The sequence below is a fragment of the Rummeliibacillus sp. G93 genome (genome assembly GCF_023515935.1).
GTDB classification, from domain to species: Bacteria; Bacillota; Bacilli; order Bacillales_A; family Planococcaceae; genus Rummeliibacillus; species Rummeliibacillus stabekisii.
In genome coordinates this window covers 1,710,747-1,731,700 of record NZ_CP097314.1, presented here as the reverse complement: position 1 = coordinate 1,731,700, position 20,954 = coordinate 1,710,747, and the positions used below count along the sequence as shown (strand labels likewise).

The following is a 20,954-nucleotide window of genomic DNA, read 5'->3' as shown; positions in this document are numbered from 1 at the left end:
CAATTGTGGCTGAGCTAAGTCGGTTTATACAATTTAATAACGAACAGATCAATCCCCGTCAGATGCTTCAGTATGAACAGCTCTCAAAAGCTTTATCTAATACACCCTCATTACAATTAACTGAACGTCAATTGATTGAGTTAAAGCCGCAGGAGCAACAAATTGCTATGAGTGTTTTTTGGAGACATCGTAGCAAGCAAATCACACATCTAGGTCGACTTTCAGATATTTATTTGCTTTCGATTGGTTTTTGGAGAGAGTTTAATGTACGAGTGTGGTTGGAGATGGAAGAAGAATTCAAGGATCATCCTTATAAAAAGCTAATAAAGCAACTTGCTTTAATGATTGAAGAATTTCGATTAATGGATGTGGTTGAAAAGAAGCGTCCGGGGACCAAACAAGCCTTTGAGACTCGTCGCAAGGCTTATATTGAATCACATAAACACCGTTTTGAAGTTAACAGCCAAAAAGGCTTTATAGCAGATAGTTTTCTTTCTTACTTATTTTTAGCAGCGCACGAAGGTATGATCCGTTTGCCTCAATCTGAAGTGGCAGATCAATTTGAGCCTGTTTTAATGCTCTTTCAAGAAATCTATGACGTCAGAAACACAACACAAAGTATAGCATTAGCAGTAAGAACTGTTTTTGCTATTGAAGAATATTTGGCAAGGGACCTTGTCCTGGATTACTATGCATTAATGGATGCCATTCCTGAGGCTTCTAAGTTCCATGAACATAAAGGTGTGAAAGAACAAGCATGCGGTGATAAAGACAATGCCAAGGAAACGATTGAGCAGCTTTTTAGAACGTGGCACAGAGAGACACAGGAAGAGAATGGCGTACATCTACGATATGAATTAGAGCGCGGTAATGCAGGCAAGGCATTGAGTATAGAAGCTGAAGAAGGACAAGAAGGTAATCAGATTTCTGAAGAAGGGGTAGGGAGTGCTTCCGATTCATCGGGCAAGGTATTTGAAAACGATCCTAATGATATAAAAAAACTTCCGCGAACAACAAAGAAAGCAAAGAAAGAGTACGGAGAACAAAATGCCAATGTTATTTTTGAAGAAAAACGCATACAGCCTGCTAAAGACTTTCAAAGCTTAGAAATGTTAAGTGTATGGAGAAAGGAACAATCGCCAAGTGTAAAAGCACTGACTGCTGAATTTCGCAAAAGAATGGCACAAAAAGAAATCGCAAAGAGAGATCACTTAACAAAGGGAAGACTAAATGCCTCTAAATTAATGTCACTTGTATTAGATGAACATCCAAAGCCCTTCTATCAAAAAAATGCCAAGTCAAAAGAGCTCGATGCTGTATTCGGATTGTTAATTGATGGATCAGCTTCCATGATGGATAAAATGGATGAAACGAAAAAAGCTGTATTGTTATTTCATGATGTTCTAAGACAAATGAAAATTACGCATGAAATTGTTTCGTTTTATGAAGATGCGTATGAAGCAACAGCGGAGGTACAGCCAAATACATTTGAATGGTTGCATAAGCTACAGGATGGGCAGAAGGACAATGGTCTTTCTATAATGGCTTTAGAACCTCATGAAGACAACCGTGATGGCTTTGCAATCCGTTGGATGATGAAGCAGTTAAAAAATAGAGATGAAAAGCACCGTTTCTTGCTGATCTTCTCAGATGGTGAGCCTTCTGCATTCGATTATGCACAAAATGGGATTAAAGATACGGCAGAGGCCGTACTGGAGGCTGAAAAGCATGGTATCCAAGTACTGCATCTCTTTTTAAACACAGAGATGCCTAGCGAGGAGCAGCTCCATCTTTTTCACACAATTTATGGTACGCACACAGTTTCAGCTAATAGTGTAGAAAAGTTTACTGAAGTAACTATCAGGCTGCTTCGTAAATTAATTTCGCTTGTTATTTCGGCTGAGTAGAAGAGTGTAAATTTTCTTTAAACCTATTTATAAATAAATATGCTCTAGCGATAGAATGCTAGTCAGTGAAAAAAACAGGAGTACATCCTAAAAAAATTGATATTAGAGAAATTCCTTTTTCTTCATTCATAATAATCAACTATGTTAGATATTAGAAAATCAACAGACTTGCCTTTATTATTTGAAAAGAGGTGAAGCTGATTTGAAAAAAATAGATCACTTCGCCTAACAATTGATGAGGAACCTTTTTTAATAAGGTACAATGACTGCAGTTATAAAAATTAATATACCTAGTAACAAGATTAGTATTTTAACTATATACCATGGAGACTTTTCTAGAATAAAGTCAAGTATAAAATATATAATGAAGCTAATAATTCCTACATCACCAAAACCTGGATTACTTGTAGTATCACCGACATCATTCATTGTTTTTTTCAGTGAGTGGCTTTACTATACTTGAAACCACCATAAATAATAAAAAGTCCAATGAGACCTAAAATAGTTTTGAAAATCATTTTTTCACCTGTAGTTATCATTATTATTAGTAAGAGTAGCGTTTTTTTAGATTTTTAGATAATCAAAATCTTATTTTACATCTTTCAATTAATGTTTTAATTAAATAAAAAAGGGCTATTCATTAGAATAACCCTTTTTTATTACATAATTTTAGCAGTGGTGGAGACAAAATTCATTTTTTCATTCTGCATTAAAATGAAATGTAACGTAAAGGATTTACTAGTCCCACTTTTTGCCCTTGCCAAGATGTGTTATGCATTTCAAAATGTAAGTGGCTACCAGTTGAACGGCCAGTAGAACCCATATAACCAATTACTTGTCCTTTTTTAACAGATTGTCCAACGCTTGTATTATAACCGCTTAAATGCCCGTATACGGTTGTCCAAATATGCCCGTCAATTGAGTGAGTGATCATTATTACATTCCCATAAGTAGATAATGGGCTTGCGCGGAAGACAACGCCATCTGCAGCAGCAACGATTGGTGTACCTTGTACATTTGCAATATCTGTTCCGTAGTGGACTTCAGCACCTGCACCAATATCACGGACACCAGAATTAGAAGTTATAGTGCCAGTTGTTGGTCTAGTCCAAGTACCGCTTGATACATTAGATGAAATTGCTGGTTCACTGTGCTTGGAAACCGAAGCTGTTTTTGCAATACTTGGTTTTTTTACATGTGAATTTGTTTGCCGGGCTGATTTAACTTGACGAGCTCTTTCAGCCTCTTGACGGGCTTTTTCAGCTTCTTGACGAGCTCTTTCAGCTTCCTGACGAGCTACTTTCGCTAAACGTGCTTGTTCTTTTACGATGCTTGCTTGTACTTTCTTGCTAATTGTGAGTGCCTCTGAATATTCCTTTTCAGCTAACCGTTTACCAGCTAGTAATTTAGCTTGTTCTGCTTCTAAACGATCTATCACTTTATTTTTATTTTTCTTTTGACTTTCTAATGAATTTCGTAATGCTTTTAATTGATCGCGATTATTTTGTTGTTCAACAAGTTTTTGTTTGAGTTCTTTTTTTTGTTCTTCAAGTTTCTTTTTATCATTTTTTTGTTCATTTATAATATCACGATCAGCGGCTACTAATGTATTGACAGCTGATATTCTGTCTATAAAGTCAACAAAACTATCAGAACCTAGTAATACATCTACGTAACTAACAGAGCCACCATTTTCTTGAATAGAGCGAGCTCTATCCTTCAATAAAGCATCACGTTCTTTTATGTTTTTTTCTAATTTCGTAATTGATGCATTTAGTTTTTCTATGTAACTTGTTGTAGATTCAATTTCTGCGAGGACTTTATTGATTTTTTGGTCCATATTATTTATTTTTGAATTTAGCTTGTTAATCTGGTTCATGAATACATCAATTTTAGATTTCGTTTGATTTATTTTTGAAGATTTTCGTTTAATATTTGAAGATAAGTCCGATTTTTTTTGATTTAATTCTTGTTGTTGTGTTTTTAAATCATTCAACGATTCCGCGCTAGCGCTAACCGATGGAATTGCTACAGTTAATGCTAATGTTGCTGCAATGAATTTGTTTAAATTTTGTGATTGTGCTTTCAATTAGTAACCCACCTCTAGTTAAATTAAATAATATCTCTTTTAATAAATATCTATTTACCCACAGCAAAAATCCAAGATATAGTCTACTCTCGTTGGGTATTTCGAAATTTAACGCTTTATGTACAACGATCTCATCCTGTTATTCTTAAAATGTAATCCGTACTATCAATTTTCACCTCTATTTCTCTGATCCTCTTTTTTCAATAAATCCATTATATCTGTTATATTCCATTTCTTTCATTACAGTTTTTTTAAATATATGGTCAGATCACTCCTTAAATTGTATTATCTGTCATATAGGAAGTCGGAGTTAAATATGTTGTTCATCTATTTATGTTTTTATGTAGAAAGTGATAGAAGGTAAAGGAGAAATAAAGGAGCCTTAGTTTTGTTAAGAAACTGGGTAAACAAGTAAATCTAAAGGCTGAAAAAATTTTAGAAAGAGTAGAACTAAAGAGAGTACTTAAGAATCCTAAAGCAACAAATGTTTATATGGAGTATGTTGGAATCAGAGACGATTCATTCCGGTTATATGTATCAGACAATGGTTTTGTATGGATTGATGTGGATGGGAGATATTATAAATTTGTAAATATAAAAATTATTAACGATTTATTATGCGAAATAAAAAAGCAATGGCCTAACGAGCATTGTTTTTTAATTTACTTTAGTATGAATGAAAAAAAGACCAGCTTCTAAATGAAGCTGGTCTTTAGTATTTAGTTTTCTCTTTTTTGTTGTTGATTTGTATGGATTGCTAATAAACGCTGTTTTAAATCTTCTTCCATTCGGGCAATTTCAATTTCGGCCGTTTTCCGTTTTTGGCGTCCGTCCTGTTGGATTTGCAGCGTTTCTTCTATAGTGGAGATAAGATTTTCTTGTGTTTTCTTGAGTGTATCGATTTCAACTAATCCACGCTCGTTTTCTTTGGCTGTTTCGATAGTGTTTATTTTTAGCATTTCAGAATTTTTGAGAAGCAAATCGTTAGTTGTTTTCGTTACTTCTTTTTGTGCTTCCACAGCTTTGCGCTGGTTATTAAGCGTTAAAGCGATGGCTATTTGATTTTTCCAAAGCGGGATTGCTGTCATAATGGATGATTGTATTTTTTCAGCAAGCGTTTGGTTTGTTTGCTGAATCATTCTAATTTGAGGCGCAGTTTGAATAGTGATTTGGCGTGACAGTTGCAAATCATAAATTCTTTTTTCAAGACGATCTACAAATTGAGTGAGATCGTTGTATTCTTGTACATCCATTTGGTCTTGTGAATTTTCAGCTTTTTGTCTTAATTGTGGAAGAAGGTCAGTCATAATTTCTTCCTTTTTAAGTTCAGCAGCTGCAATATAAACATTCAGCGCTTTAAAATAGGTTTTGTTTTGCTCATATAATCCGTCAAGCATATGAACATCTTCCACTAAACCAGCCTTAGAATGTTCGAGTTGAATGCCTATGCGATCGATTTGAGTGCTCAGTTTTTGATATTTTGTCATGAGTTCTTGAATTGAGTGCGAAACGCGACTAAAGAATTTTCTAAGTCCTGTTTTCTTTTCTTGGTGCAAAGCTTCAGGCTCTAATTCATTTAGTTTATCCATTAAACTTTTCAAAACATCTCCGACAGGACCTATATCTTTTCCTTGGACATGATCAAGCATTTGATGAGAGAAACGTGACAATTCAGTTTGTGCGTTAGCCCCATAAGTTAAAATCGCTTCATAATTTCCAACTGGAATTTGTTCGGCTAGTTGCTTTGCTTTTTCTTGCTCTTCTTTTGGCAATGTATCGAGCATTGTCTTTTTAGTTTCATTTGAAATTGCCTTTGTTTGAGCGGGCTCCGGCTGCAAATCAAAGGGATTGCTAAGTAAATCATCTATTGAATGTGAAGTATTGGAAGGTGAATCCTTCATGCTAATTCTCCTCTCGATGCATCAATTTTTCTTTTGGCGTTGTGTTCAGTTTTGCAAAATCCAGCTCCATTTTGAGCTCTTCAATATCGGATGCCAGAACTGTCTGTAAATCCTCTTGCATCACGTTATTCAAGCTTTCTAATGTATCTCGTGTCTCTTGTAATGTTAAATGTACATCTGCACTTTTGATTGGCTGCGTGGAGAGAAGAGCATACTTTTCAGTTAATTCGCTTGCAGAGTGAATATGTGCATAAAAAAATTGTTCTGCCTGGTAAAACTTCCTTGGGTTTTTACGTACTATATTAATGATTCTTTTTGCCATCCGATTCATTTCTAACAATTGCTTAAATATAGAAATGGAACGAATCTTCGTATAACAGCGATTAATATTTCGAAGCTCAGTGTTCGCTTCACTCAATTGCATTTCGATATGTTTATATTCTGAATGGGTCAGACCCCATTTTTTTAAAAATCGAAACTGCTGTACATATTTTATTGCAATATTTGATATCCCATAACCAACGACACCTAACAACGTACTGATTCCAAAATTCACGTCAAACCATAAGCTAATTGACCATGTTGCAACCATCACGAGGATATTAAGTATATGTCGAATTGTTATTTGTTTAAGGTTAAGCATTATTTTATCTCCTCCTGCCATAATATTAAATACGAATGATTGATTAGAAAGTTTCATTATTCACCGAAGGATTTGTTTTATAATTTAGTTGTTTCTTTTATTTTAATCTATTCGTTGGATAAATGCGAAAGGGAATGCTTAGGCAAATATTTTGGCATCCAACGATTCACGTAATACAATGAAGTAAATTCCTAAGGAAGAGAATAAAGCTTTTAGACAACTGTTATGTATACGAATTGTTGAAAAGTAAAAATGAAGGATTGACAAGCATGTACAAGATAATTTATATGAAAGCAGACTATGAACCATGGTGGCAATTTGACGGTTGGGAGCAAACAATACAATCAGTAAAAGAGTTTGATGATTTAGCAGAGGCAAGGAAATATTTAGAAAATATATTAACAAATTTTGAGAACAAATTTCCATTTAAAGCGATGAAAAAAGAGCGTTTTTGGGCGTTTTGGTCTGAAGATGAAATTGAATTTTGCGAGGCCTGTGATGAAGATATCCAGACGTACCATGGGGTCGTGTGGGAAGAAATAGGGCAACACACTAAAAAGTTATAAACTTTTTGAAAAATCACCAAAATTGTTGACATTGGAAATTAACGTGTTATACTTAATTTAACAAATGAAATTGATTTACCGCAAACTTCCATTCACATATTACAAAAAGTGATCGGCTTGTCTCGGTACTTTCTGTAATATGTGAATTTTTGTTTTAGGTAATGATTTTTATTTGTTCACTTTATTTTTGGAGGTTTTCTCACATGAAACAAGGTACAGTAAAATGGTTTAACTCAGAAAAAGGCTTCGGTTTTATCGAAGTAGATGGCGAAAACGATGTTTTCGTACACTTCTCAGCTATCCAAGGTGATGGCTTCAAAACACTTGACGAAGGTCAAAAAGTAGAATTTGAAGTTGTTGAAGGTAACCGCGGACCACAAGCTGCAAACGTTGTAAAACTTTAATTCACAACTAACAGGGGTAACTTGTTTACCCCTTTCCTTTAAATAGATAGTTTTATATTTATATATTACAAAGAGTAGCTTATAAAAGATGCTTTTTGTAATATGTAAAATTTTAATTTCGATTGAAACTTGCGTATTAAATTTATTTTTGGAGGTTTTCTCACATGAAACAAGGTACAGTAAAATGGTTTAACTCAGAAAAAGGCTTTGGTTTCTTAGAAGTTCAAGGTGAAGATGACGTATTCGTACACTTCTCAGCAATTCAAGGCGAAGGCTTCAAAACTCTTGAAGAAGGCCAAAAAGTAGAATTCGAAGTTGTTGAAGGCAACCGCGGACCACAAGCTGCAAACGTTGTAAAACTTTAATTCTTTCAAAAGCATCCTTTATGGATGCTTTTTTTATTTAGTTTTTAATAGGAACAGAAGAGAGAGTAGGAAAGTGCAAAAACCACAATAAAAAGTGTGTTCATTTAAGAACACACTTTTTATTTAATCTAATTTATTTGTTTCTTTCCATTCAAGGAATTCATCATACGAAAGTTGTTTATCTAAAATAGAGCCATCTTGACGAATTTCAATAACACGATTTGCAATCGTTTGGATAAATTGATGGTCATGAGAAGTGAAAATCATAGCACCTTTAAAGTTGATTAATCCTTCATTTAGCGCTTGAATGGATTCAAGGTCCAAATGGTTAGTTGGTTCATCTAATAAAAGTACGTTGGAATGAGAAAGCATCATTTTAGACAGCATACAACGAACTTTCTCGCCACCTGAAAGAACAGCAGGGGATTTCTTTACTTCTTCTCCAGAGAAGAGCATGCGTCCTAAGAAGCCACGTAGAAATGTTTCTGTTTCGTCTTCTGGTGAAAATTGACGTAACCAATCAACCAATGTTTTTTCATTACCTTGGAAGAAATCTTCATTATCAAGCGGGAAGTAGCTTTGAGAAGTAGTTACACCCCATTTGAATGATCCTTCGTAGTTTTCGTCTTCTCCAGCAAGAATTTTAAGAAGTGCTGTTTTTGCAAGAGCATCGCCGATTAAGATAATTTTGTCTTCTTTATTCATTGAGAAACGTACATCTTTAAATTGTACTTCATCCTCAATTGATTTACCGAGGCCTTCAACAGTTAATACATCATTTCCAATTTCGCGTTCCACTTGGAAGTTGATATACGGATATTTTCGGCTAGATGGTTTGATATCATCCAGTTGAATTTTTTCAAGCATTTTCTTACGGGAAGTAGCTTGTTTTGATTTGGATGCATTCGCAGAGAAACGTGCAACGAATTCTTGCAGCTCTTTTATTTTTTCTTCTTTTTTCTTGTTTTGATCATTTAGCATTCTTTGAGCAAGTTGGCTTGATTCATACCAGAAATCATAGTTCCCAACATAAATTTGGATTTTGCTATAATCCAAATCAGCAATATGCGTACATACTTTATTCAAGAAATGACGGTCATGGGAAACAACGATTACTGTATTTTCAAAGTTGATAAGGAACTCCTCTAACCATTGAATAGCTTTTAAATCAAGATGGTTTGTCGGCTCATCCAATAGAAGAACATCGGGTTTACCAAATAGGGCTTGCGCTAACAAAACTTTTACTTTTTCGGATCCTGTTAAATCACGCATTGTCATATAATGCATCGATTCAGGAACACCTAATCCTTGTAAAAGAATAGCTGCATCAGATTCAGCTTCCCAGCCATTCATATCTGCAAATTCACCTTCTAATTCAGCGGCACGAATACCGTCTTCATCAGTAAAAGGATCTTTCATATAGATGGCATTCTTCTCTTGCATCACATCATATAATCGTTTGTGACCCATCATTACTGTTTCTAAAACTTGGTAGTCCTCATATTCAAAGTGGTTTTGTTTTAAAACAGCAAGACGTTCATCAGGATTCATGCTGACATGGCCATCTTGTGGTTCAATATCACCTGATAATATTTTTAAAAATGTTGATTTACCTGCACCATTGGCACCGATTAAACCGTAGCAATTTCCTGGTGTAAATTTAATATTTACATCCTCAAACAATTTACGGTCGCCATAGCGAAGTCCTACGTTACTTACTTGAATCATGTATGTAAGTACCTCCTTATTCACAATGTATCTATTATATCACGGAAAATAAGAAAGCCAAACCCTCAAGTAAAAACTGTGTTTCAGAATCTAATACATTCGGTTGAGATAGGGAAAAGCAGCTAAATATTAAAAACCAGCTTCTAAATTCGCTCCTTTATTAGTAATTCAAAAATATATTTCAAAAGAATAGAAAAATAATTAATTTGAAGAAGCTGCTAATTGTTACCTCTTTAATTTTCTCTTACGATCGCTTCTAAAACTACTCATCTTAAAATAAAAAAAGAAGAGAGTAGTCTACTCTCTTCAAAAAACTTATTTTTTCATTGAACCTGTTTTTTCTAGACGTTCATACATTTCAAATGCTCGACTTAAAATATGTGGTGTTTGTGCATTGCCAGTTGCTTCAACAGCTGCATTATAATATTCCCATAATTGTTCTTTAAAGTCAGGGTGTACGCAGTTATTAATGATTAGCGGCACACGTTCTTTTGGTGCTAATCCACGAAGATCCGCAACACCTTGTTCTGTAACAAGTACATCAACATCATGTTCTGTATGATCTACATGGGTAACCATTGGTACGATAGAAGAAATGCTTCCACCTTTAGCATAAGATTTTGTTATAAAGATACCTAGGCGCGCGTTACGAGCGAAATCGCCTGAACCGCCAATTCCGTTCATCATTTTGCTACCTGATACATGTGTAGAGTTAACGTTTCCATAAATATCAGCTTCCAGGGCAGTATTGATTGAAATAAGGCCTAAACGACGGATTAATTCAGGTTGGTTTGAAATTTCTTGTGGACGTAATACTAATTTATCTGCATATTTGTCAAGGTTACCGTACACTTCTTTTCCTTTTTCAGCGGAAAGAGTAATAGATGTTGCTGAAGCAAAATCTACTTTACCAGCATCAATCAGATTGAATACAGCATCTTGCAATACTTCTGAATAAACTTCTAAATGTTCAAATTCAGATTCTTTGAAGCCATCTAGAACAGCATTTGCGACAGATCCTATACCTGATTGGATTGGTGCTAAAGTGTTTGTTAAACGGCCAGCTTTAATCTCAGAACGTAAGAAATCTAAAATATGGTTAGCCATAATTTGAGTTTCTTCGTCTGGTGGAACAATTGTAGATGGTGCATCAAGGTTTTCAGAGATTACAATTGCTTTTACTTTAGAAGGATCGAGCTTAATGCCTTTTACACCTAGGCGGTCAGAAGTTTTTGTCAATGGGATTGGTTCACGGTTGCCTTGTTCTCCTGGTACATAAATATCATGCACACCAATTAAAGATTCGGGCTGTGCTACATTCAGTTCAATAATAATATTTTCAGCAACTTCCGCAAGAATAGGATTGTTACCGACAGAAGTAGTAGGGATTAAATAGCCATCTTCTGTGATTGCAGTAGCCTCAATAATAGCATATTTGAATGTACCAAAAATATTTTGACGATATTGCTCAGCGCCATGAGATAAGTGCATATCAGCAAAAAGAATTTCACCATTGTTGATTAAAGTTCGTATACCCTTATCCGCTTGGAATGGTCCGCGTTTGCGAATCCCACCAGCTATAGCTAAGTCGTGGTCAACTTCTGGTCCCAATGAAGCGCCAGTGTATACATCAATTTTGAATTTCTCATTTTTAGCGCGTTCAACTAAGGCAGCTGGCACTACTTTCGCATCGCCTGCACGAGTGAAACCGCTCATGCCTACTACATCGCCATCTGAAATGAGAGCAGCAGCTTCTTTTGCTGACATAAATTTGCCAGCTAATTCTTTCATTCCAATACGATTTTCAAATGTTGCTTCCATTTTTCATTACCTCCTAAGTGTATTGTTCTTCCAACTTGTTATGATAATATATTAATTCAAGTTGAGATTGAATGCTAATATGATATATATGAGTCTATGTAAATTGAAATGTAGGCTGAATCATTTATAACATTCTGAACAATAAATGAAATCGGTTTCTGTATATATTTTTACATATGCTAATCTTTTTATCCACTATTTTTTTCTAAAATTTTTTTAGACAATAAAAATTATTTATAAAATTCAGTTATTTAAATTCATTTAATCATCTTTTTTTCTTTTGAATTTGCATTTTAATTTCCAATTTTATAATCCCCAAAAAAGAATAAAACCTTTGTAAATAAAGAGATTAAACTAATAAATGATATTAGAATAATGGAATAATTTTATTTTTTATTTAAAAAAGGAATTTATTACAAAATGTGAATTTTAAAGTAATATATTTTATACTATATTAATTTGATTGAATTAGAAGATTAAAGTGCTTTTTAGAATTTTGTTGCAAAAAATAGAAAATCTATGGAAATTAGAAGCTTATATTTGTGTGTGTTATCGAAAGGCGTCTAAAATTAGCAAATGATAAGATTTGTATAAAATTATATTAAAATTATTTTTAAAAATATTTTCCTGGGTGACATGAAATTTTAGAAATAGATTATTTTGTTGAGTTTTTAATTTTTAAGTGCAAAAAAATTAAAGCCCTCCTTAAACATTCGAAATGCTAAAGAGGGCAGGATGATATAGGATTATTTATCGTTCTGAATTAGCTTTTAATACAGCTTGTAAAAAATCAATGCCTAATTCTGAAAGGTCACAGCCAGAGGCATTTGGATGACCACCGCCTTGATAAGCTTTGGCGATGTTTGAAAGATTGACTTTATTGCCGATTGAACGTAAAGATACCCGATTTTTAACAAGACTGATGATAAAAACAGCATCAATTTCTTCGCAATATTTTTCTGCCAAAAAGTTTCCTAATTCACTATAATAGGAATCCGTTTCCACAACCCCGATATTTAGTGTTCCTTCATGGCCTTTCAAATTATACTCTTTTACGATCACCATTTGTTTTGACTTTTTCTTCAAAACTTTTTGAAGCTCTTCCTTAGAAAATTCTAAATAAGCTGAGTCCTCAGGTGTAAACAATTCGCCGTGTATAATATAATCTAAACGGGCTTTAATAAATTCATGTCTCCGCCTTGCGTAAAAAATTGTATTTAAGTCTGCTGCTTCTTGTATTGATAAAATATGCCAGTCCCATGTATCATATAAACGGATTTTTTCAACTAATTGAACTAACCGGTTATAGTATGTTTCTTTTTCTTTAACGGTATATTCGTTAGTACTAATTGAACTTTCAAGAGATTCATCTTCTTCCATTTGAAGGAGAGGAGATACTTCATAATCAGCTTGGTGCAAAGCCTTGAAAATGAGAGTAGTAGCAGACATTTTTACATCATTTAATGTAGGAATTACCGAAGCCCATTCATAATCATTTAAAGCAATCGCTGATTGGTGATGATCAATTAACACAATATACCGTCCATCTGGATGTTTGTTTATTTGATCAATCATTTGCGCAGTTTCATCATTTACGCTGAGGTCTGTAATAATCAGTAATTCCTGATCATTCAGTTCATTTAATTTAACTTGTACAGTTTCATCAACTTTTCGGGTTTCTACATAATAAGGGGTATGTGGGATTCCATAGGCACGGAGGACAATGGATGGACCTACTCCATCTAAATCTGTATGAGTGATAAGATGAATATGTTCATAATTATGCAGTTTTTTAGGCAATTTTTTAAAATTCAATACTTTCCACGCCTTTCTTTCAAAACATAGCTCTCATTATAGCATTATTTGAAGCAGAAAAAAAAGTCGGTCATTCTCTAAAAGAATGACCGACCGTCTTTTACTTGAAAGCAGAAATTTCGGTGATTGTTTTTCCGTTTGCTACCTCTTTTATAAGACCAATATTAGGAGCATAGTAAGAATAATTCTTTCCTTTTCCGTTTTTCACCATCACGACGTGTTTGAAGCTGCCGTCTTTCGTTTTAACTGTTTGGTTGGTACCAAGAACTTTCATTACTTGGCCATCGGAACCTTGCCATGTTTGTTGTTTTTTTATAGGGTATTTAATAGCCAATGTTGCAATACCATCTTCTTTATAGCCTGTAAATAGCCCTTTTGTTGTTTCATATTCCATCATGCCATAGTTGTCCGGTTCAGCTTTATGTAGCCAAAAGTTTGTAACTGTACGATTGTCGGCATACACTTTTTGGAATGTTGATTTATGTGTTTCTTTGAATTCCGATCCTTTATTAAAAGGTGTTCTATATTCATATGTCTTGTTAATATTTCGTGCATAGTGCGTGTTTTTATGGGGAGCTAATGAATGGAGATCACTTGTTTTAACATAGCCTTTACCAAAATAAAGAGAAACCTTTGTCCATCCATTTTTGGTTCCTTGTAATACCGCAATACCTTGCCCTTTTTTTAATTTCTGAATGACAGAGCTTTTGGCTGAAGGCTTTTCGTAGATCTTTGTATTTGTTGTTGCTATTTTAAACGATTTGAGAGAAGCGGTTGTATATGGATCCTTAGTTGTTTTAGAGACCGCAGATGCTTTGGATTGTGCTGGCTGCGCTGCAATAGAATATGTCCCAAATGTAAATGTAGAGAATAGAGCCATCGATAATAGTATTTTTCTTTTCATGTTCATTCCTCCTCAATCATCTATATGTATTTATTCCACAAATCATGTCGTAAGATTTAGGTTAATACTTTTCTATAACCTATTGAGAAGTTTCTAAACGTAAAATTAAAGGATTTATCGGATTAAGAGAGAATAAATAGGGGAAGTCTTATAAAATGCTTACTATGTAACTAAAATAAAAAAGGCCTACATTAAAGTAGAACCTTTCCTTGTGTTTATTCGTTTATATAGGGGTATTACCAGTTGGATTTAATAAATTCATCTCGACCCGATTCTGCGCGATCTTGTTGATAATGATCTGGATTCTTTTTATAAAAATCTTGATGGTAATCTTCAGCAGGATAGAATGTCTCAGCTGCCCTTATTTCAGTAACAATCGGTTTTTGGAAGCGGCCGCTGTTTGCTAAATCCATTTTTGATTTTTCGGCTGATTGTTTATGTTCTGGCTTATGATAAAAGATTGCTGTACGGTAACTGCTTCCGCGATCTTGAAATTGGCCTCCATCGTCAGTGGGATCAATCTGTTGCCAATAAATTTCAAGTAATTTTTCATACGGGAAGATGCTTTCGTCAAATACAATTTGCACAACTTCTAGATGACCAGAAGTGCCTTTTTTTACGTCCTCGTATGTTGGATTTTCTAAATGGCCGCCCATATAGCCTGAAACAACACTTTCTATGCCATCCCATTCAACAAAAGGTTTTACCATACACCAGAAACAGCCCCCAGCAAAAGTTGCAGTGGAAAGTTTTGTAGTTGTCATAATTGTGGCCCCCTATAATTGATAGTATTCATACTTGATTGTTTTCTATCTTTAGTATGTAGTTAATATAATAACTTTTTGAAAAGTAAGTAGCAATGGAAGGAGAAGCATTATGAAAGAAACAAGACATAAGCACATACGCAAGAAACGGAAATTAAGAAAAGGTAGAGTCTTTTTCTTACTTATCGTTGTAGTACTCATAGCAATAGGAGCATTTGCGTTTACTCAATATAAAGCAGGATTGAATCTAGCGAAAACATCAGGGGATATACAGAAAATCGCTAAATTTAACGGAGATCCACAGACTAAAAAAAATGTAGAAAATATATTATTGCTTGGCGTCGACTCAAGAGGCGAGGCTAACTCAAGAACCGATTCAATGATATTGGTTTCAGTGAATAAAGATACAAACAAAATTAAAATGGTCTCATTTATGCGTGATATTTATGCAAACATTCCAGGATATCAATCGTACAAGTTAAATACAGCATACTATCTAGGAAAAGTAGATTTATTAAAAAAGACGATTCAAAATATGTTCGACGTAGAGATTAACCATTATGCATTAATTGACTTTAAGAGTTTTGAAAAGTTAGTGGATATCGTCGCTCCGAATGGTGTAAATGTATATGTTGATCATGATATGTCTGAAAACATTGGTGTTTCATTAAAGAAAGGTGAACAAACGCTAAATGGTAAGGAATTACTAGGGTTTTCTCGTTTCCGTCATGATAATAAAGGTGATTTCGGTCGTGTTGATCGCCAGCAAAAAGCATTAGAAGCACTAAAAAAAGAAGCTATGTCACCAAGAAACTTTAAAAATTACCCAAAATTACTAGGCGCTATTCAAGGATATGTGCAGTCAGATTTAACAGATCAGCAAGAACTTGCATTAATGCTTTCTATCATAAAAGGAGGCAATCCAGATATTACGCGATTAACTATTCCAGTACAGCATAGTTATGAGTATGGTTATTATCCTCAAGCAGGCTCAGTCCTCAATATTAATATTGAGCAAAACCAGCAAGCCTTAGATAAATTTCTTGATTCTTAGTAATTAGAAAGGGTTATAATGGTTGTAGACATTGTAAGCTCGCAAAGAGGGGGATCTTGATTGCAGACAGAGAAAAAATCATTTTTTACCACTCGCTTCATCCAATTTATGGGTGGTAAAAATTTGTTATTTGGTTTGATTACTTTATTATTAGCAGGTTGTATTATTTGGATTTATGATAGAATATCCTTCATCTTTTATCCGATCGTTGTTTTTCTAAGAACAGTCGTCCTGCCGGTTATATTAGCGGTGATTGCTTACTATTTATTGAGGCCGATTCTTAAAATTCTCGTAAAGTGGAAGGTTCCAAAAGTGGGCGGTATCTTCTTGATTTATATTGTAGGAATTGGATTAATCTCTCTCTTTGTAACACTCATCTTTCCATTTTTAAAAGAACAATTTATGAATTTGATTCAAGAATTCCCGAGCTACTTTATGCAGGTAGTACATTCTGTACAACACCTTTTGGAAGACTCAAGATTAAGTGAAACACTTGCAAAATATAATTTTGATTTAAATTCTGTGTTGAATAATATCTCGAATCAGCTCAATGAAATGGTAAAAGATGCGAGTAGCGAGATTGGGACAGGTCTAGCTAGCGGAGTCACCGGATTTATATCAACCTTAACAGGAATTATCTTGGCAATTGTTACTGTTCCATTTATTTTGTTCTATCTTTTAAAGGATGGCGAAAATTTACCGAATTATCTTTTGAAGCTTTTGCCTCCACGCATGAGAAAAGATACTGCTCATGTTTTGCATGAAGCTGACCATCAAATTAGTAGCTATATACAAGGACAAATCCTAGTGGCCATTTGCATCGGTATAATGGTGACTATTGGATTTCTAATCATTGGCTTACCGTATGCAGTTATATTAGGGGTATTAGCGATGATGACAAGCGTAGTGCCATATTTAGGTCCTGTTATTGCCATTACGCCTGCAGCAATCATTGCAGTCGTCAATGCTCCTATCATGTTACTGAAGTTGGCTGTTGTATGGACGATTGTCCAATTAGTGGAAGGGAAATTTATTTCACCACAAATAATGGGGAAATCCCTACATGTGCATCCAATAACAATTATCTTTGTATTACTGACATCTGGATCGCTATTTGGCGTTCCAGGAGTGGTTTTGGGAATCCCTGGGTATGCAGTCCTCAAGGTACTCGTATCGCATCTATTCTATCTATTCAAAAGACGTTACAATAAATATAACGATCAGCCTTCACTAAATTATGAACTGGATGATTGGGCAAAACATAGAGAAGAAGAGAAATGAAGTAAAAAATAAAAATATCCTGCTGATGAAAACGTATCATCTGCAGGATGTTTTTTTATGCGTGCACTTTATTGAGTGTTGCAAGCCGTCCAATTGCATCTTGAAGCAATGATTCATCTTGCACAAGTGCAATTCGAACATAATTCTTACCAGCTTCTCCAAAGACAGAGCCAGGTACTAGAACAACCCCAGTTTGCTCTATCGTATCAAATACAAAGTCAATATCATTTAGCTCTTGATTAGGATATTTAGCCCAAATAAACATCCCACCATTTGAAGGCGTAACATTCCATCCAAGCCCTTCTAGTCCTTCAACTAGGATTTGATGACGTTTTTTAAAGATACGGCGTAATCTTTCAGTAATCTCTTCAGCATGATCTAATGCTACACATGCTGCATCTTGTATTGGTTGGAAGGTGCCAAAATCGAGATTTGACTTTAACTCATGGAAAATAGAGATAATCTCAGCATTCCCTACGATATATGCAATTCGCGCACCTGCAAGGCTAAAGCTTTTGGATAGCGAGTTAATTTCAATACCTACTTCTTTTGCACCCTGCGTAGCCAAAAAGCTTATCGGACGATCTCCCTCAAAGTAAAACTCAGAGTAAGCAGCATCATGAATAACTATAATATTATACTTTTTGGCAAATTCAACCACTTCCAAGAAAAATTCTTTCGAAGGATTTGCTGGGACAGGATTACCTGGCAAGTTTAAAATAAGCAATTTGGCCTTAGATGCGATTTCCTCTGGTACTGCGGAGAAATCCGGCAGGAACTGATTTTCTTCTAAAAGAGGCATATAATAGGGGATTGCTCCAGCCAAATGTATACCTGCATCATATGCTACATATGCAGGGTTTGTTGTGAGTACATAATCTCCTGGGTTGCAAAATGCTATCGGTAGATGGATTAAGCCTTCTTGCGATCCCATTGTTTGAAGAATCTCCGTTTGAGGATTCAATTCCACATTTGATCTGCGTTTATAATAATCAGCAACAGATTGTGTAAACTTCGCTGTGCCGCTTAAAGTATAGCCATACGAATCAGATTTAGCTGCTTGTTTTGATAGCTCTTGGCGAATTCTTTCGTCAGGTGGCAGGTCAGGACTGCCGATGCTTAAATCGATTAAAGACGTTCCCATCGCTGCCTTTTTATTTGCGGCAGCTTTTAAATCTCCGAATATGGCTCTTTTAAACATAGCCATTTTTGATGAACGTTCGATTTTCATTGAATTCACTCCTAATCTTATTAACACTCTATGAGCTTACTATATTTACACTCATAAAGAGTATAGAACGAAGCTAAACTAGAGAGAAAAAATAGAACTCTCATTAGTTAAACTCCGTTTAATTTTTATATAATTTTATCACGATAAGCTGCTATAATACAGATGAAATTAGTATGATACAGATGAATGAAGTTTTATTATTTTTAGTAAATTTAATTTATTCGAAAAGTTTTAACAAATAACGAGATATATTTGCATAATTTTTGATATACTAATGGGGAAGTTAGTCTATGTGTCTAAATAACTATCATTTAGTTTTGTTAGTGAAGTTAAGGGTGTTTTTGATAGTGCAGCTTTTGTTTATTCGGCCCTATAAAAACTATATACTCTTAACGCATAGAGGTTAATTTCAAGCTTTATAAAAAGAAGCCTTTGCTCTAATTAATAAGTATGAAAGGAGTTAGTGTGATGGGAAAGACGATAAAGTGGAAAATTATTAGTGCAGTTATGGTATTGGTACTAATTAGTCTAGTGGTTTTAAATCTATTTAGTACATATATTGTTAATGAGAAAACTAACAACAATCTTATTTCACAAAGCAAAGCAATAGTAACAGAGATGTCGGCATCTATTGATTACTTTTTACAAGGATATGAAAAAGGTGTTGTTCAATTTTCAGCAAATCAAGAGCTTGAGGGAACTGCGAAACAAATCAACCTAAAACTTTCAGAATTTTTAGATAATTATGACGGAGCTACCTCTGTTTATTTCGCAAAACCTGATAAGCAACTTGAAATCCAGCCTTCTGTAGAATTAGGAGATGATTTTGATCCTACAACTAGAGAATGGTATACAAATGCTGTGAATGACCCCAAAAATGTTTTTTGGACAAAGCCTTATTTAGATGAAGCCACCAAAACATATACCATTACTGCAGCTAAAGCAATAGAGAAGAACGGTAAGTTAATTGGTGTTGTAGGTGCAGATATCCTACTCTCAGATTTATCGAAAGAATTGTCAAAAAGAAAACTTGGTTTTGACGGTTATCCAGTATTAATTGCAGAGGATGGGACAGCTATTGTTCACCCTTCAAAAGAAGGCAAAAGCTTAAGCCGATACAGCTATGTGAAAAAAATGATGGTAAACAAAGAAAAGGTTGGTGTGGTGGAAGCATCAAATCAAGGCAAAAAAATGATTACGGTGTATAACACATTACCTAACTTGAATTGGAAGGTAGCTGCTGTTTATGAAAAGAAAAAAGTAGAACAGGCAGCACACGATATAAGAAACTTCTTTCTTATTTTTTCTATTATATTATTAGCCCTTTTATTTATTGTCTTAATTCTTATTATTTCTTCTATTACTAGACCTATTGCTGTTTTAAGAAAGTTAATGGACAAGGCATCTGGCGGAGATTTAAATGTTGCCGCAACCTATAATGGTTCTAATGAAGTAGGACAGCTATCGAATGATTTTAACTCCATGATAAACAGCATGAAATCCATTGTTCAAGTGGTAAATGGAACATCGCAAGAAGTAGGCCACCACTCTCAGCAACTTAACAAGCTTGTCGAAGAAACAACAGCTTCGAGCGAAGAAGTGACGGCTGCAATCGGAGAGATTGCTAAAGGAGTGAGTAACTCAGCTGAAAAGTCAGATCTTGCGTTTGAACATGCTAATGCTTTAAGTAATCAAATTAACCAAATAAAGAATAAGACAATATCAATGCAAGACATTGCTGAACAAGCACAAGGAGTTAACAAAGAAGGTCAATCTCAAATGGAACAATTTCAGGCTGCCTTTTCTAGCTGGGAAAGTAATCTAATTAGTATGGCGGAAAAAATTGCATCTTTGGAAAAACAAATACTCTCTATTGATACAGTAATGGAAACCATACGAAATATTTCTAATCAAACGAATTTGTTGGCTTTAAATGCAAGCATCGAAGCAGCTCGAGCTGGTGATCAAGGGAAAGGGTTTGCAGTTGTAGCAGAAGAAGTAAGAAAATTAGCTGAGCAAACAGCTAAAGCCACAGAAGAAGTAAGAGAAACAGTACAGGCTCTGCAAAGAGAATCCAAAATAGTCACTGAACAAATGCATTCTACGAAAGACAAATTTCAAGATCAGTTGGTTGTGGTAGATTCTACTAGTGAATTGTTTAACAATATCTCTTCTTTAGTTTTACAGTTAGAAGAGGCCATTGATAATATTTCAAATGACACATTTAAGATCACAAGCTATAAAGATGAAGTAATAGACATGATTCAAGAGATGACAGCCACTTCTGAAGAATCAGCTGCAGCTTGTGAGGAAGTAAGTGCCTCTTCTTCCGAACAATTGGCAGCAATTGAAGCAGTTTTAAATTCGGCAGAGAAGCTTTCACACTTGAATAACAAACTTTCTGAATCAATCCAAAAGTTTAATTTATAGTTTTTAATTATTTGAATTTTTATAATAATCATGTTACGATCAATATAATTT

16 protein-coding genes are annotated in these 20,954 nt (G+C 34.6%); 7 read left to right on the top strand and 9 right to left on the bottom strand.

The features are described from left to right. Nucleotides 1–5 precede the first annotated feature (5 nt). On the top strand, nucleotides 6–1,907 hold the full coding sequence (locus M2M59_RS08560; RefSeq protein WP_249774320.1) for a vWA domain-containing protein: 1,902 nt from the start codon (nucleotides 6–8) through the stop codon (nucleotides 1,905–1,907). Nucleotides 1,908–2,616: 709 nt separating this feature from the next. On the opposite strand, the gene M2M59_RS08555 is transcribed toward M2M59_RS08560, so the two are convergent. From M2M59_RS08555 to M2M59_RS08545, 3 genes are all read right to left on the bottom strand, one after another. Next, nucleotides 2,617–3,996, bottom strand: coding sequence for a murein hydrolase activator EnvC family protein (locus tag M2M59_RS08555; RefSeq protein WP_249774319.1), 1,380 nt, complete (start codon nucleotides 3,994–3,996; stop codon nucleotides 2,617–2,619). Between the two features lie 719 nt (nucleotides 3,997–4,715). Continuing rightward, nucleotides 4,716–5,897: a toxic anion resistance protein gene (locus M2M59_RS08550; protein WP_249774318.1), complete on the bottom strand. Its 1,182-nt coding sequence runs from the start codon at nucleotides 5,895–5,897 to the stop codon at nucleotides 4,716–4,718. 1 nt (nucleotide 5,898) lies between these two features. Beyond that, nucleotides 5,899–6,540, bottom strand: coding sequence for a 5-bromo-4-chloroindolyl phosphate hydrolysis family protein (locus M2M59_RS08545; protein WP_184117476.1), 642 nt, complete (start codon nucleotides 6,538–6,540; stop codon nucleotides 5,899–5,901). Between the two features lie 269 nt (nucleotides 6,541–6,809). Here M2M59_RS08545 and M2M59_RS08540 point away from each other — a divergent pair, with 269 nt between their 5' ends. The 3 genes from M2M59_RS08540 (at nucleotide 6,810) to M2M59_RS08530 (ending at nucleotide 7,875) form a co-directional block, all read left to right on the top strand. Next, nucleotides 6,810–7,106, top strand: a complete 297-nt coding sequence (locus M2M59_RS08540) for a DUF1033 family protein (protein ID WP_249774317.1) — start codon at nucleotides 6,810–6,812, stop codon at nucleotides 7,104–7,106. 203 nt (nucleotides 7,107–7,309) lie between these two features. Next, nucleotides 7,310–7,510: a cold-shock protein gene (locus M2M59_RS08535; protein WP_066787385.1), complete on the top strand. Its 201-nt coding sequence runs from the start codon at nucleotides 7,310–7,312 to the stop codon at nucleotides 7,508–7,510. A 164-nt stretch (nucleotides 7,511–7,674) separates the two neighbouring features. Next, nucleotides 7,675–7,875 (top strand): cold-shock protein, encoded by a 201-nt coding sequence (locus M2M59_RS08530; RefSeq protein ID WP_066787382.1) that lies wholly within the window; start codon nucleotides 7,675–7,677, stop codon nucleotides 7,873–7,875. Nucleotides 7,876–7,998: 123 nt separating this feature from the next. On the opposite strand, the gene M2M59_RS08525 is transcribed toward M2M59_RS08530, so the two are convergent. The 5 genes from M2M59_RS08525 to msrA form a co-directional block, all read right to left on the bottom strand. Further along, entirely contained in the window at nucleotides 7,999–9,603 is a 1,605-nt protein-coding gene (locus M2M59_RS08525) for an ABC-F family ATP-binding cassette domain-containing protein (RefSeq protein WP_249774316.1), read from the bottom strand. 315 nt (nucleotides 9,604–9,918) lie between these two features. Then, a complete protein-coding gene (locus M2M59_RS08520) occupies nucleotides 9,919–11,424 on the bottom strand; it encodes a succinyl-CoA:acetate CoA-transferase ScpC (RefSeq protein ID WP_249774315.1) in 1,506 nt (501 codons plus the stop codon). Nucleotides 11,425–12,174: 750 nt separating this feature from the next. Further along, entirely contained in the window at nucleotides 12,175–13,239 is a 1,065-nt protein-coding gene (locus tag M2M59_RS08515) for a DHH family phosphoesterase (protein ID WP_147193387.1), read from the bottom strand. A 100-nt stretch (nucleotides 13,240–13,339) separates the two neighbouring features. Beyond that, complete coding sequence (locus M2M59_RS08510) at nucleotides 13,340–14,143, bottom strand: SH3 domain-containing protein (protein WP_249774314.1); 804 nt, start codon at nucleotides 14,141–14,143, stop codon at nucleotides 13,340–13,342. Between the two features lie 236 nt (nucleotides 14,144–14,379). Further along, nucleotides 14,380–14,907, bottom strand: coding sequence for a peptide-methionine (S)-S-oxide reductase MsrA (gene msrA / locus M2M59_RS08505; RefSeq protein WP_147193389.1), 528 nt, complete (start codon nucleotides 14,905–14,907; stop codon nucleotides 14,380–14,382). 112 nt (nucleotides 14,908–15,019) lie between these two features. On the opposite strand from msrA, the gene M2M59_RS08500 reads away from it, so the two are divergent. Next, nucleotides 15,020–15,961 carry an LCP family protein gene (locus tag M2M59_RS08500; RefSeq protein WP_147193390.1) on the top strand — a complete coding sequence of 314 codons (942 nt, stop codon included), beginning with the start codon at nucleotides 15,020–15,022 and terminating at the stop codon, nucleotides 15,959–15,961. Nucleotides 15,962–16,021: 60 nt separating this feature from the next. Further along, nucleotides 16,022–17,242 (top strand): AI-2E family transporter, encoded by a 1,221-nt coding sequence (locus tag M2M59_RS08495; RefSeq protein WP_244946626.1) that lies wholly within the window; start codon nucleotides 16,022–16,024, stop codon nucleotides 17,240–17,242. A gap of 55 nt (nucleotides 17,243–17,297) precedes the next feature. On the opposite strand, the gene M2M59_RS08490 is transcribed toward M2M59_RS08495, so the two are convergent. Continuing rightward, entirely contained in the window at nucleotides 17,298–18,473 is a 1,176-nt protein-coding gene (locus tag M2M59_RS08490) for an aminotransferase class I/II-fold pyridoxal phosphate-dependent enzyme (RefSeq protein ID WP_147193391.1), read from the bottom strand. A 468-nt stretch (nucleotides 18,474–18,941) separates the two neighbouring features. Here M2M59_RS08490 and M2M59_RS08485 point away from each other — a divergent pair, with 468 nt between their 5' ends. Further along, a complete protein-coding gene (locus M2M59_RS08485; RefSeq protein ID WP_249774313.1) occupies nucleotides 18,942–20,903 on the top strand; it encodes a methyl-accepting chemotaxis protein in 1,962 nt (653 codons plus the stop codon). Nucleotides 20,904–20,954: the final 51 nt, after the last annotated feature.

What these genes read in the sequence shown, in the direction of transcription:
- M2M59_RS08550 (WP_249774318.1), bottom strand. Translation starts at nt 5,897, where the DNA reads ATGAAGGATTCACCTTCCAATACTTCACATTCAATAGATGATTTACTT.
- M2M59_RS08545 (WP_184117476.1), bottom strand. Translation starts at nt 6,540, where the DNA reads ATGCTTAACCTTAAACAAATAACAATTCGACATATACTTAATATCCTC.
- M2M59_RS08540 (WP_249774317.1), top strand. Translation starts at nt 6,810, where the DNA reads ATGTACAAGATAATTTATATGAAAGCAGACTATGAACCATGGTGGCAA.
- M2M59_RS08535 (WP_066787385.1), top strand. Translation starts at nt 7,310, where the DNA reads ATGAAACAAGGTACAGTAAAATGGTTTAACTCAGAAAAAGGCTTCGGT.
- M2M59_RS08530 (WP_066787382.1), top strand. Translation starts at nt 7,675, where the DNA reads ATGAAACAAGGTACAGTAAAATGGTTTAACTCAGAAAAAGGCTTTGGT.
- M2M59_RS08525 (WP_249774316.1), bottom strand. Translation starts at nt 9,603, where the DNA reads ATGATTCAAGTAAGTAACGTAGGACTTCGCTATGGCGACCGTAAATTG.
- M2M59_RS08520 (WP_249774315.1), bottom strand. Translation starts at nt 11,424, where the DNA reads ATGGAAGCAACATTTGAAAATCGTATTGGAATGAAAGAATTAGCTGGC.
- M2M59_RS08510 (WP_249774314.1), bottom strand. Translation starts at nt 14,143, where the DNA reads ATGAAAAGAAAAATACTATTATCGATGGCTCTATTCTCTACATTTACA.
- msrA (WP_147193389.1), bottom strand. Translation starts at nt 14,907, where the DNA reads ATGACAACTACAAAACTTTCCACTGCAACTTTTGCTGGGGGCTGTTTC.
- M2M59_RS08500 (WP_147193390.1), top strand. Translation starts at nt 15,020, where the DNA reads ATGAAAGAAACAAGACATAAGCACATACGCAAGAAACGGAAATTAAGA.
- M2M59_RS08490 (WP_147193391.1), bottom strand. Translation starts at nt 18,473, where the DNA reads ATGAAAATCGAACGTTCATCAAAAATGGCTATGTTTAAAAGAGCCATA.
- M2M59_RS08485 (WP_249774313.1), top strand. Translation starts at nt 18,942, where the DNA reads ATGGGAAAGACGATAAAGTGGAAAATTATTAGTGCAGTTATGGTATTG.